The sequence below is a fragment of the Leeuwenhoekiella sp. A16 genome, assembly GCF_047946675.1.
Taxonomy (GTDB): Bacteria; Bacteroidota; Bacteroidia; order Flavobacteriales; family Flavobacteriaceae; genus Leeuwenhoekiella.
Genome location: NZ_CP172313.1, coordinates 2,411,116 through 2,424,039, shown reverse-complemented (window position 1 = coordinate 2,424,039; position 12,924 = coordinate 2,411,116). Strand labels below are relative to the sequence as shown.

The 12,924-nt window shown below is 37.1% G+C and carries 10 protein-coding genes; 8 read left to right on the top strand and 2 right to left on the bottom strand.

Annotated elements, in window-relative coordinates:
* The first annotated feature begins 8 nt into the window (after window positions 1-8).
* The 7 genes from ACH3O9_RS10500 to rlmB all read left to right on the top strand — a co-directional run bounded on the left by ACH3O9_RS10500 (window position 9) and on the right by rlmB (window position 9,953).
* A complete protein-coding gene (locus tag ACH3O9_RS10500; protein WP_416440159.1) occupies window positions 9-1,646 on the top strand; it encodes a SusD/RagB family nutrient-binding outer membrane lipoprotein in 1,638 nt (545 codons plus the stop codon).
* A 15-nt stretch (window positions 1,647-1,661) separates the two neighbouring features.
* Complete coding sequence (locus tag ACH3O9_RS10495) at window positions 1,662-2,525, top strand: hypothetical protein (RefSeq protein WP_416440157.1); 864 nt, start codon at window positions 1,662-1,664, stop codon at window positions 2,523-2,525.
* A gap of 74 nt (window positions 2,526-2,599) precedes the next feature.
* Window positions 2,600-3,352: a hypothetical protein gene (locus ACH3O9_RS10490; RefSeq protein ID WP_416440155.1), complete on the top strand. Its 753-nt coding sequence runs from the start codon at window positions 2,600-2,602 to the stop codon at window positions 3,350-3,352.
* Window positions 3,336-4,109: a hypothetical protein gene (locus tag ACH3O9_RS10485; RefSeq protein WP_416440153.1), complete on the top strand. Its 774-nt coding sequence runs from the start codon at window positions 3,336-3,338 to the stop codon at window positions 4,107-4,109. Before ACH3O9_RS10490 ends, ACH3O9_RS10485 begins: the two co-directional genes overlap by 17 nt.
* A gap of 322 nt (window positions 4,110-4,431) precedes the next feature.
* Complete coding sequence (locus ACH3O9_RS10480; protein ID WP_416440151.1) at window positions 4,432-7,683, top strand: SusC/RagA family TonB-linked outer membrane protein; 3,252 nt, start codon at window positions 4,432-4,434, stop codon at window positions 7,681-7,683.
* 11 nt (window positions 7,684-7,694) lie between these two features.
* A complete protein-coding gene (locus ACH3O9_RS10475; protein WP_416440149.1) occupies window positions 7,695-9,116 on the top strand; it encodes a SusD/RagB family nutrient-binding outer membrane lipoprotein in 1,422 nt (473 codons plus the stop codon).
* A gap of 108 nt (window positions 9,117-9,224) precedes the next feature.
* Entirely contained in the window at window positions 9,225-9,953 is a 729-nt protein-coding gene (gene rlmB / locus ACH3O9_RS10470; protein WP_416440147.1) for a 23S rRNA (guanosine(2251)-2'-O)-methyltransferase RlmB, read from the top strand.
* Here the strand turns inward: rlmB and ACH3O9_RS10465 are convergent, their stop codons facing one another.
* On the bottom strand, window positions 9,954-10,664 hold the full coding sequence (locus ACH3O9_RS10465) for a rhomboid family intramembrane serine protease (RefSeq protein ID WP_416440145.1): 711 nt from the start codon (window positions 10,662-10,664) through the stop codon (window positions 9,954-9,956).
* An 84-nt stretch (window positions 10,665-10,748) separates the two neighbouring features.
* On the opposite strand from ACH3O9_RS10465, the gene ACH3O9_RS10460 reads away from it, so the two are divergent.
* Window positions 10,749-12,026, top strand: coding sequence for a replication-associated recombination protein A (locus ACH3O9_RS10460; RefSeq protein WP_416440143.1), 1,278 nt, complete (start codon window positions 10,749-10,751; stop codon window positions 12,024-12,026).
* Here ACH3O9_RS10460 and ACH3O9_RS10455 read toward each other — a convergent pair.
* Complete coding sequence (locus ACH3O9_RS10455) at window positions 12,023-12,922, bottom strand: hypothetical protein (RefSeq protein WP_416440141.1); 900 nt, start codon at window positions 12,920-12,922, stop codon at window positions 12,023-12,025. The genes ACH3O9_RS10460 and ACH3O9_RS10455 overlap by 4 nt on opposite strands.
* Window positions 12,923-12,924 lie beyond the last annotated feature (2 nt).

The window sequence follows — 12,924 nt, the reverse complement described above, 5'->3', positions numbered from 1 at the left end:
AATTGATCATGAAAAAAATATTTACATATTTTTCTATCGCTTTGATAGGAGCACTATTTTTTAATTCGTGCGAAACAAGCGAATTGAATCTTAGTGACGATCCTAATAATTTGACACCCGCTCAGGCTGATCCTGATTTTTACTTAAATGCGGTACAGATAAACTTTGCAAGACTTGTCGAGTCATTAGGAGAAACAGGCGCCGAAGTAACAAGAATTGAAAACATGGGTAGTCGTAACTATCAGAATGCGTACTCACCCTCTGGGTTTGATACAAACTGGCAACGCGCCTATCAGGGAATTTTAAAGAACATTGCAGACATGAATGTTCTTGCAGAAGAAGCTGGCCTTACTAAACATATTGCAATAGGTCAGTTTATCGAAGCTTATACGATTACTCTAATGGTAGACTACTTTGGCGATGTGCCTTATTCAGAAGCTCTTAATGCGGAAGAAAACTTAAACCCTGCTGTAGATAGCGGTGCAGATGTGTATGCCGCTGCTTTGAGTTTATTAGATAAGGCTATAGTAAATTTTAATGCTGAAGCGTTGACAGATCCCCAGTATGATTTTTATTACGACTATGATTATGACAACTGGATAAAAGCATGTAATACGCTAAAGCTTAAATTAGATATTACTACAGGAAACATTCCGGCTTTTAACAGCATAATTGCTTCAGGAAATTACATTGATGAAGTAGCAGAAGATTTCCAATTTACCTGGGGATCTAATCAGGTTCAGCCAGACACCAGACACCCTAACTATGCAGACAATTATGAGAATACCGGGGCTAATGATTATCAATCAGTATGGTTAATGGATATGATGGATACATCAAACGATCCTAGAATTCGTTATTATTTTTATCGTCAAAGCGAAACGGTACCTGGTTCTGATGGCACAGACCCCAATGAAGAAACACTAGACTGTTCTTTGCAAGCACCCCCGGCGCAATATGTTGCAGGTGGTTATGCATTCTGCACTCTTCCTAATGGCTACTGGGGCAGAAACCATGGTAATAACTCTGGTATACCACCAGATGGTTTGTTAAAAACTGCTCCGGGTGTATATCCTGTTGCAGGAAAATTTGATGACGATTCATTTGATGAAATTGCATTAGGAGCCGGTGGTGGTGGGTCAGGAATTACACCTATTATTTTATCTTCATGGGTAGCCTTCTGGCAAGCTGAAGCAGCAATGCTTACTAGTCCTGCTGCAGGATTGCCATTTATCCTTGATGGTACAGAAAAATCTATTTCAAAAGTTATGACATTTGGAAGTGTTGATCCAGATGCAGATCTTACTTTCGAACCAACTGAAGATGATGTTACGGCATTCATGGATGCTCTTGAAGCATCTTTTACCGCAGCTGGAAGCGAAGAAAAGTGGAATATAATGGCGAAGCAGTTCTTTACAGCTCTTAAAGGGAACGGTATTGACGCATACAATTTCTACAGAAGAGAAGGATACCCTACAGATATTGAGCCAAACCTTGAGCCAAATCCCGGAGCATTTATAAGATCGTTCTTATATCCGGCAAATTTTGCAAACACTAACTCTTCTGTACAACAGAAAGCATCTGTAACTCAACAAGTATTCTGGGATGATAATCCGGCTTCACCGGGATTTCCAGTAGGAAACTAATAAAAAAGATAAACAATGAAAAAAATAGCAATAATAATAGCAATATTATCTGCCGGCATTTATTCATCGTGTTCAAGTGATGATAAGGTGGTAGATAATGTTCTTGATACAGTTACAAGAGGCGCTGTCTTACGTACAGTAAGCTTAAATAGCAGCAACTTCAATGCTTTTGATCCAGAGTCCATATTCTCGGTTACTTTAGAAGAACAAGATGTTGAAGATGGAGGTTTAATGTCTAGTGTTGATGTCTTAGTATCTTTTACAGATAATCAGGATGATCCTGTAGACATAAGTGTAGAAGAGCAATTACTACTTACACTTCAACCTTCAGATTTTACCACAGGACCAAATGGTTTACCCAGAATTACTTTTGAAACAAGTCTTTCTGCTGCCGCTGCGGCTGTAGGTCTTTCACCAGGAGAGTATAGCGGTGGTGATACCTTTACATATCGTTTGGTTTTAAATCTTACTGACGGAAGGTCTTTTACTAATACTGATGCTAGCGGTACTATTTCAGGAGGATCTTTTTTCACTTCTCCATATTCATATCTCGTAGGTGTTAACTGCACACCTACTTCACCTATTGCAGGTGATTATAGCGTCACAATTGAAGATAGTTATGGTGATGGATGGAATGGCGCTTCTATTACAGTAGAAATTGATGGTGTAACTACTGACTATACTCTAGATGACGGCGCTTCTGGTTCATTTGATTTCACAGTTCCTGAAGGCACTTCAACTTTCTCTATGACTTTTAATTCTGGAGATTGGGATTCTGAAGTAACATTTCAAATATTTGCACCTAATGGTAAAATAGCCGCAGATGCAGGACCGAGTCCGGAAATAGGTGAAATAGCATTAAGCATATGCCCCGATTAATGATCATTTTTAGCCAATTTTTATATTAAATAAGGAGGTTATCCCACATGGGTAACCTCCTTTTGTTTTTAATTATGAAAAGAAATATCTTAAAATATAGTCTTGCCTTAATCCTGGTATTATTTACACATGAATATTATGCGCAAATTTCTGGGCTGAATCCAGGCGTATCTGGCGGTAATCCGTTATTCTCAAGAAATTCAGACGGTAACTTAAGTAAGATAATTAGAGAGGCTGGCAAATCTAGAGTTCTTTATGATGGTGAAACTGTGGGCTCCCCCTATCCTATTGAAAATTTTATTCCTGCACAGATTTACTACAGCGATGAATACGTAGGCACACATCTAATCCGTTACAATGCATGGCGCGGTCAGATGGAAATTAAAGAAACTAATGACCCTGATGAAGTTTATAAAATTTTTCTTGTCGATAAAAATATACATTTAGTATACAATGGGCATTTATTAAAATTCAGGACATTTATTGATGATAAAGGTTCAACGATTAATGCCTATCTCACTACACTTATTGACAATCAAAAATATACTTTGTACAGGCGATTAGCAGTGAAGTTTTCAGAAGGAAAAGCCGCTGTCAATTCTATGGTAAATCCCATACCCAGCAGATTTACTCATTTTACAGATTACTACTTCTCGAGACCCGGTGAACCTATAATCCTATATGTAAACCAGCGAAGACAAAAATTTATTGACCAATTTCCAGAAAACCTCCAAAAAGAGGTCAAAACCTTCCTCAAAGAGGCAAAAATCGATCTGAAATCAGAAAAAGACTTAATTAATACATTTAACTATGTCAACACTTTGTAGAAAATTTAGGCTTTACGCATTTACCTTATGTGCACTCACCGGTAATTTTATATATGCACAAGTTGATGCTCAAGCCCCCCAGATAGGAATGGTAGAGAGCGATCCATATGCTAATTATTTTCAAAGAAGAACTCCTGCAATGGACTTTCTACTTAGCCAAATTCAAAATCCTGGTGATGAAATTAAATATGACATAGGCCAAATACAAGGTTCTCCATATGAAAACGCAAGCTTTACAAAGGGTGACCTACTTTACAAAGGCAAACTCCTAAAAAGTCTCTTCTACAGATACAATTCTTACTCAGATGAAATAGAAATAAAGGAAACTCTTTTACCAGAAGAAGAGTACAAAGCCCTAATAAAAGATTTTGACTTAACTCTTGTAAGTGACAAGGCGATATATACACTCAGAACTTTCAAAAAAGACAAAAAAGAAGCGACTGGTTATTTTAAACTAATAGAAGGTGGAACATATTCCGTCTTCACACATACTTACACGAAATACAAAGAAGGTAAGCCAGCAGCAAATTCTATGGTAAACCCTATACCAAGCAGATTCACAACCTACATTGATTATTTTTTAAGTGGCCCCTCAATTAAGCTAACTTACATAGAGAAAAAAAAAGACATACCTAAGACTTTTTCAAATGAGAAACAGAAAATCATTAAAAATTTAATTAAAGACAATAATCTCAACTTTAAAAATGAATCTGATTTTATATCCTTGGTCAAATTACTAAACTCACAAAAATTATAAAATACATCTTCCGTTTATTGAAAATGAGCGAAAATTTTCAGTTAAGTTTTATGCATTATTTTTAATTTACTTCCAATTAATTTTATCACAAAACGCAACCAGATTTCAAGATTATCAAATCATCATCAATTATGATCATATATCCTTGAAATAGTGTTCTTACCAAAACATTTGTTCACAAAAACGTAACCTAATTCTCACTTTATTTAAGGATTTATTAACTGTTAAATTCTTAAAATGACTTAAAAAAGTGTTTTTATATTTTTTTTTGTAATTGAAAAATAGCACTTTTGGCGCGGCTAATTCAAATAAATTATAAAACATGAAAACAAAGTTTAGTGGAATTTTCACGCTATTCTTAGCGTTGGTTGTGCAAATTTCTTTTGCGCAAACCAAAACAATTTCTGGAACGGTTACCGATGATAACGGGGCACCACTTCCAGGGGTAAACATTGTAGTTAAAGGTACAACTACAGGAACCCAAACAGATTTTGACGGACTCTATTCTATAGAAGCAAGTACAGGCGATGTTCTTACTTTCTCTTATATAGGATTTGGGGATGAAGAGGTTACAGTAGGCTCATCTACAACCGTAGACGTACAACTTAAAGCCGGAGAATCTCTGGAAGAGGTTGTTGTTACAGCTTTAGGTATAAAGAGAGACAAGAAAGCTCTGGGTTATGCAACTCAGCAAGTTGATGGTTCTGAAGTTTCTGATGTTCCCACTCAAAACTTCGTGAATTCACTATCAGGTAAAGTTGCTGGTTTAAAAATTACCAACACAGGTACCTTAGGTGGATCTTCTAACGTTGTTATACGTGGAAATTCATCTTTAACAGGTAATAACCAAGCTCTTTTTGTAATTGACGGTACACCTGTAGGCAATGAAAACAATAACAGAACGGGACAATCTTCAGGTCGTGGTGGTTACGATTATGGTAACGCAGCATCTGATATAAACCCAGATGATATTGCTTCAATAAACGTACTAAAAGGTGCGGCTGCAACCGCATTATATGGTGCTAGAGCTGCAAACGGTGCAATTATAATTGAAACTAAAAAAGGAAGCAAAAACAAGGGAATTGGCATAGCAGTTACTTCAAGCCTTATGATGTCTGATGTGAATAAGGAAACTCTTCCTACATATCAAGACCAATATGGTGCTGGTTATGGTGCTTACTATGCTTCTGAAGATGGGTATTTCAATCTTTCTGATATAGATGGTGACGGAAATCTTGATGAAACAACTCCATTTACGGAAGATGCTTCTTTTGGTGCTGCATTCGATCCTAACAGAATGGTTTATCAATGGAACTCTCTTTATCCTCAACTAGATACTTATCAACAAGCTACTCCTTGGGTAGCGGCTCGACACACGCCAAACGATATCTGGAAAACAGGATATACATCAATTAATTCTGTTGCTTTAGACGGAGGTACAGATGTAAGTTCATTCCGTGTGAGTGCAACTCATTTTAATCAAGAAGGTAACCTGCCTAATAGTAACATTAAAAGAAACACTATTAAATTTAGTGGTTCTCACGATTTTACTGACAAATTTAGCGCTCAAACCAACGTAACATTTACTAAAACTGATGGTAAAGGACGTTACGGTACGGGATATAGCGCTCAAAACATCATGCAACAGTTTAGACAATGGTCTCAAACTAACGTAGATGTATACGAGCAAAGAGATGCTTACTTTGCTACAAGAGAAAACATCACATGGAATCCAAATGGTCCAAATGATCTTTCTCCTATTTATTCAGATAACCCATATTGGGTTTTATACGAAAATTACGAAACTGACACTCGAAACAGATATTTTGGTAACATAAATCTTAATTACGAGATAAGCGACGTTTTTAGCGTATTGGGTAGATTTACTTTTGACACATACGAAGAATTACAAGAAGAAAGAATTAACGTAGGAAGCGCAGATGTGGCTAAGTATAGCAGATTCAATAACAGAGCTGCTGAATATAACTACGATCTTATTCTTAATTTCAACAAGGATATTACAGACGATTTAAACTTAGATGGTAACCTTGGGGTTAACCTTCGTAGAAACGAAAGAAATTATATTCTTGCCAGCACAAACGGTGGTCTTAATGCACCTGGTTTTTATGCTTTAAGCAACAGTGCAAGCCCTATGAACCCACCTGATGAGTATGACATGAAGAGAATGCTTGACGGTGTTTATGCCAGAGCAGGTGTAGGTTATTTAAACACTTACTTTGTAGAAGGTACTATTAGAAGAGACCGTTCTTCTACTCTTCCTATGGAAAACAATACTTTTTATTATCCTTCGGTATCTACTAGTGTTCTTTTATCTAATGTGATTGAAGCAAACTGGTTAAACTTTGCTAAACTAAGAGCTAACTATGCAGAAGTAGGTAACGACACAAGTCCTTACAGAGTATTTAATACTTATTCAATTTCTGCTCCTTTTGACGGTGCGGGTTGGGCTAGTAACAACTCACAGCTAGCTAATCCTGATTTGAAGCCAGAGCGCATGAAATCATATGAATTTGGTCTTGAAGGAAATATTCTTGATAGAAGAATAGGTTTTGACGTTTCTTATTATAACTCGAAAACTGAAAACCAAATTACTCCCGTACCCGTATCTACAGCAACAGGTTTTACATCAAAACTTTTAAATGCAGGTACAATTGAAAACAAGGGTGTGGAAGTTTCGTTACGTCTTAACCCGATCAGAACAGAAGATTTTAGCTGGAACATGAACATTAACTGGTCTAAAAACAAAAGTTCAGTTCTTGAATTAACAGACGGTATCAACAACCTTCAGTTAGGTAGCTTTCAGGGTGGCGTAAGTATTAATGCTGCACCAGGTCAGCCATATGGAGCTATAAGAGGTACTGCTTATGTTTATGATACAGATGGTAATCGTGTTATTACTGATGCTGGTTATTATGAGACTACTCCTAATGCAAACTACATCATTGGTAACATTCAGCCAGACTGGACAGGAGGTGTATCTAACACTTTTGACTACAAAAACCTAAGTCTTAGCTTCCTTATTGATGTACAACAAGGAGGAGATGTATTTTCTCTTGACACATGGTATGGTTTTGCTACAGGATTATATGATCAAAGTGTAGGAACTAATGATCTTGGCAACCCAATAAGAAATACTATTGCTAATGGTGGTGGTGTGATCTTAGATGGTGTTCAGGGTGATGTTTCATACAACGACGACGGAACATACGTAGTTTCTAACACTTCTGCGAATACTGTAAGAGCTAGAACAGATTATTATGGGAATCCTTATGGATATGGTAGAGATGCTAACGAAGGGCACGTTTATGATGCTTCATTCGTTAAACTAAGAGAAGCTAGTCTTACTTATAGTTTTGGTAAAAAAGTTCTTGATGTTGTTCCATTTACAAGAGGTTCTATTTCAATCATAGGAAGAAACCTGTGGATCATCCATAAGAACATTCCATATTCTGATCCTGAAGCTGGTTTAAGTTCAGGAAATATTCAAGGTTACCAATCTGGTGCTTACCCAACAATGAGAGAAATTGGTGCTAGCCTTAAACTTAACTTTTAATAAAAATAATTATGAAAAAATATATTGTAGCTCTTACAGCACTTGTATTCTTTTGGTCATGTCAAAGTGATGAGGATTATGAAAACCTCAACCGTGATCCAAAAAATCCAACTGAAGTGTCCTCTGAGTTTTTATTCACAGCTGCGACAGTTAGCTTATCAGACAACATGGCTAGTCCTAATGTGAATGATGGACTTTACAGGTTTCTTTCTCAGTACTGGACAACAACTACATACTTAGATGAGCCTAATTATAATCTATCATCTAGACAAAACCCTGATAATGTATGGTCAGAATTATACCGAGATGTAATTTTTGATATTCAGGATGCCAAGAAAATAGTAGCAGCAAACACAGAGCTTGAGCAAAGTGAAATAAATGCTAGATTAGGGCAGTTAGAAGTGATCGAAGTTTATGCTTGGAGCGTTTTGGTTGATACCTTTGGTGATGTGCCTTATTCTCAAGCTATACAAGCAGATGAATTCCCACTTCCTGAATATGATGACGACATGGCTATCTACGAGGATCTTATCGCAAGATTAGGTTCAGTTAATGCAATGTTATCTGCAGGAACTGGTTACACATCAGCCGATGCTATATACGGAGGAGATATGGACCTTTGGATTAAATTTTCAAATTCATTGCGTCTTAGATTAGGAATGAGAATTTCTGATGTTAATGCTACTCTATCACAAGCGACTGTAGAAGCTGCTGTTGCGGCTGGTGTATTCACATCTAATGATGATAATGCTACTGTTGTTTATCAAAGTAATGACCCTAATACCAATCCACTTTGGGTTGATTTAGTTCAAAGTGGTCGTTCAGATTTTCTTGCATCTGCTACAATTGTAGATTACATGAATGAATTAGAAGATCCAAGAAGAGAAGCTTACTTTGATGAAAATCTTGAAGATGGATACGTTGGTGGTGTATATGGAGGTAGTAACAACTATTCTTCTTATACTCATATAGGAGATCCTTTCTTAGATCCTACAAGAGAAGGTATTTTAATTGATTATGCTGAGGTTGAATTTAACTTAGCAAGTGCTGCTGAGTTAACTTATTCTGTAGGTGGTACCGGCGAAAGCCATTATAATGCTGCTGTTACAGCATCTATTGAATACTGGGGTTTTGCTGATACTGTTGCTGAGGACTATCTTGCGCAGACTGACGTGACTTATGATGGCACTTCAGAGCAATTAGCAAAACAATTCTGGATCGCAATGTTTGACAACCCATTCCAAGGTTGGTCTGTATGGAGAAAATTTGATGCTCCTGAATTAGCAATACCAGAAGAGTATGAAACTCCGGTACCATTGCGCTTTACGTACCCTGTAGATGAGCAAAACTTAAATGTAGATAATTACATTAACGCATCTTCTGCAATAGGTGGTGATGATCAACAAACACCGGTATTCTGGGATGTGAACTAATTAGTTCGTAGAATAAATTATATTCAGGCCTGTGAAGAAATTCTTCACAGGCCTTTTTATTTTTAAAGCTATACACCATTCATTTTATAAGTTTCATACATTTGCTGCATGAATCAAAAAATCTACGGCACACGCGCTATTATTGAAGCCATTAAAGCAGGTAAGGAAATAGGCAAAATATATCTTCAAAAAGATCTTACTAATCCCTTATCAAAGCAGCTAGAAGGATTAATACAAACAGAAGGCATCTCAGTTTCCTATGTTCCGCCTGAAAAATTACATAAGCTATCTGACCAAAATCATCAGGGAGCAATAGCTACTATCTCCCCTATTCAATTCGCGAATTTTGAAGCCACAGCTGAAGCTATTCTAGCAGCAGAAAAACCAGCACTATTTCTTTTGCTTGACCAACTTACAGACGTTCGTAACTTTGGAGCTATTATTAGAACTGCAGAATGCACGGGAGTTGACGCTATTATTATACCAAAATCTGGTGGAGCGCCGGTTACAGAAGACACAGTTAAGACATCAGCGGGGGCTATTTTCAATCTACCCATTTGTAAAGTTGATCACCTTAAGGATGCTTTGTTCTATTTACAAGGATCCGGAGTACAAGTGCTTGCAGCTACCGAAAAAGCGGACAAATTAATTTATGATGTAGATTTTACTAAACCTACCGCAATTATAATGGGAAGTGAAGGGAAAGGCGTTACACAAGGTTTATTAAAGCTTGTAGATGACAAAGCTAAACTACCAATGAGCGGAAAAATAAGTTCATTAAATGTTTCTGTAGCTTGTGGAGCTTTTTTATATGAAGTGGTAAGACAAAGGTTTTAATTAATCGTCTAATTCATCCTCTACAGATTCATCTTCGTAAACAGGATCTATAAAATTACCCTGTTCATCAAATTGTCTTAGAAAAGGATCTGTTTCCGGATTAAAATCCTCTTTTTCCCAATCATATTTTTTTGGCTTGGCTATTCTATTTTTAATTAGAAAAGCTAATCCAAATCCGGATAAAAAGCCTGACAAATGTCCTTCCCAACTCATTTCAGAATCTATAGGCATAACACCCCAGACAAGGCTTCCGTAGATGAAAACCACCACAAGCGAAAAAGCCGTAAGGCGATAGTGTCTCGCCCAGATACCTTTAAAAAATAAAAAGGATGCAAGACCATAAACGATTCCACTAGCTCCTATATGGTAAGCTTCTCTTCCTACACTCCAGGTTCCTATTCCTGTTAACAAAAACAGTAAGCATATTACTGTAAGTGCGACTCTTTGATAGAAATAGAAAAGCCCTGCCATTAGTAACAATACAGGTAAACTATTACTTAGCAAATGATTCAAATTTGCATGAATAAAAGGAGCGAAAAAAATACCACGTAGTCCGGAAAGGGTTCGAGGTAATACTCCATAACTAGTAAAATCTAAATTAAGCTTTAGCTCTGCCCAAAACACCAGCCACATAAGCAGAACAAAAAGAACGGGATAGAGGATCACCCGGTTTGTAAATTTAAAATCCCCCATATCATCTTTAAAATTCATACGTTAGTATAGCAACATTTTGACCAAAAAAGAAAACTGGCAACTATGTCATATTACCTTATAAAAATTGGATAATTTTAAACCATGAACGCACCTCTAGCTGAACGATTAAGACCTCGACAACTTAGTGACTATCTTAGTCAGGATCATCTTGTAGGCAAAGATGGCTCATTAACTGTTGCCATAAATGCCGGAATTATACCTTCAATTATCCTTTGGGGACCTCCTGGTGTGGGCAAAACCACTTTAGCCACCATTATCGCAGAAGAATCAAAAAGACCGTTCTATACGCTTAGCGCAATCAATAGCGGCGTAAAAGATGTACGCGAGGTAATTGAAAAGGCAAAATCTTCTGGCGGACTATTTACACAGAAGAACCCTATACTTTTTATAGATGAGATTCATAGATTTAGTAAATCCCAGCAGGACTCACTGCTAGGTGCAGTAGAAAAAGGTTGGGTAACACTTATTGGTGCAACTACAGAGAACCCAAGTTTTGAGGTTATCCCCGCCCTGCTTTCTCGCTGTCAGGTTTACATTCTTAAACCATTTTCTGCAGACGATCTTAAGGCTCTAATTAAAAGAGCTATAAAAGAAGATTGCATTATTGCGAAAAAAAATATTGAACTAAAAGAAACGGAAGCGCTTTTAAGACTAAGTGGTGGGGACGCAAGAAAACTGCTGAATATTTTTGAGCTCATTGTAACTACTGAAGCTTCTAATGATGTAGTTATCACCAATGAAATGGTACTCAAAAAAGTACAACAAAATACGGTGTTATATGATAAAACCGGAGAACAACATTATGACATCATTTCAGCATTTATAAAATCTATACGTGGCAGTGATCCTAATGCAGCGGTTTATTGGTTAGCACGTATGATAGAAGGTGGCGAAGATCTTAAATTTATTGCCAGACGCCTTATTATTTTAGCTTCAGAAGATATTGGGAATGCAAACCCCACAGCATTGGTGATAGCAAATAATACTTTTGCAGGCGTGAATACAATTGGTTACCCGGAAGCTCGAATAATTTTGAGTCAATGCGTGACCTATCTGGCCACCTCTCCTAAAAGCAATGCATCTTATATGGCTATAAACAAGGCTCAACAACTCGTTAAGCAAACAGGAAATCTGCCTGTTCCCCTTCACTTACGTAACGCTCCTACAAAACTTATGAAAGACCTGGGTTATGGTGCAGACTATCAATATGCGCATAACGGAGCTGGTAACTTTGCAAATCAGGAATATTTACCCAATGAGGTGAAAAATACGAAGTTCTATGAGCCGGGAAACAATGCCCGTGAAGAAGGTATTCGCAAGTTCCTAAAATCGAGATGGGATGATAAATATAATTATTAGTTACTGCTGAAGATCATTTTTACTAAACCTGAAACACCTTTAATTTCTCGTTCTACAACAAATTCTCCTTCGGCATTTATATAACCAACACCCGCAAATTGAGACGTATTTACAAAATAGGAGCCAGCTGCCGTTTTAGAGGCGCTACCTATTTTGTTTTCGCCTTCATAAATATCAAAGCCTTTTTCTGTAAGTTGTAATTTATAGCTTCCATCGGTACTGGTATAGTTCTTAGCAGGGGTTTGAGCTGCTGTAGAAATTTCAATTTTCTCAGGCGATTTTACTGTCTCTTCAGGCTGATTTTGTACCTCTTTTGGTTGATTTTCAACAATATTTACCGGCTTTTCTACTTTCTCGTAACTAGAAACAACTACTGTTTTAGGCGTTTCGGCTTCAGTAACTGCTTGTGGGCTGGTAGCGCTAACAGTTGGTGCTGATGTTTCGCCTCGAGCTGTCATTGCACTGCCAGTATACTCATAGTCCATTTCTGCTATATCTGCAAAAGCGTCGCGCATGGCCTCGTGATAAGCTTCTTTATATTCTTTTATCTTACTTTTCCCTTCTGGTGAGGTGTAAACGACTTTACCCATACAATCTGCCAGAGTCAGTACAATTTTTGTACTTAAAAAACCACTGCTGGTTGCGTCTGCATAAAGTGTATTACAGTTGTTAGTGCTTGTATTTATATCATCTGGCAACTCCTCTCCTTTTATAAATGCCTCAAAGCCATATTTATTAAATAAGAATTTTGTGAGGCTATTGACCTGAAATTCATCATCTGCATTTAAAAAACCAAATTTATTGGGTACAATTACATATTTATATGCGTTGAGTTCCTGACCGTATGTGCTTAAAGAACCTATTACAAGTAAAATTAAAATCGCTGCTTTTCTCATTA

Bases quoted from the DNA above. Each gene is read 5' to 3' on its own strand.
- ACH3O9_RS10480 (WP_416440151.1), top strand. From the start codon at position 4,432: ATGAAAACAAAGTTTAGTGGAATTTTCACGCTATTCTTAGCGTTGGTT.
- ACH3O9_RS10495 (WP_416440157.1), top strand. From the start codon at position 1,662: ATGAAAAAAATAGCAATAATAATAGCAATATTATCTGCCGGCATTTAT.
- ACH3O9_RS10460 (WP_416440143.1), top strand. From the start codon at position 10,749: ATGAACGCACCTCTAGCTGAACGATTAAGACCTCGACAACTTAGTGAC.
- ACH3O9_RS10465 (WP_416440145.1), bottom strand. From the start codon at position 10,664: ATGAATTTTAAAGATGATATGGGGGATTTTAAATTTACAAACCGGGTG.
- ACH3O9_RS10455 (WP_416440141.1), bottom strand. From the start codon at position 12,922: ATGAGAAAAGCAGCGATTTTAATTTTACTTGTAATAGGTTCTTTAAGC.
- ACH3O9_RS10490 (WP_416440155.1), top strand. From the start codon at position 2,600: ATGAAAAGAAATATCTTAAAATATAGTCTTGCCTTAATCCTGGTATTA.
- ACH3O9_RS10475 (WP_416440149.1), top strand. From the start codon at position 7,695: ATGAAAAAATATATTGTAGCTCTTACAGCACTTGTATTCTTTTGGTCA.
- ACH3O9_RS10500 (WP_416440159.1), top strand. From the start codon at position 9: ATGAAAAAAATATTTACATATTTTTCTATCGCTTTGATAGGAGCACTA.
- ACH3O9_RS10485 (WP_416440153.1), top strand. From the start codon at position 3,336: ATGTCAACACTTTGTAGAAAATTTAGGCTTTACGCATTTACCTTATGT.
- rlmB (WP_416440147.1), top strand. From the start codon at position 9,225: ATGAATCAAAAAATCTACGGCACACGCGCTATTATTGAAGCCATTAAA.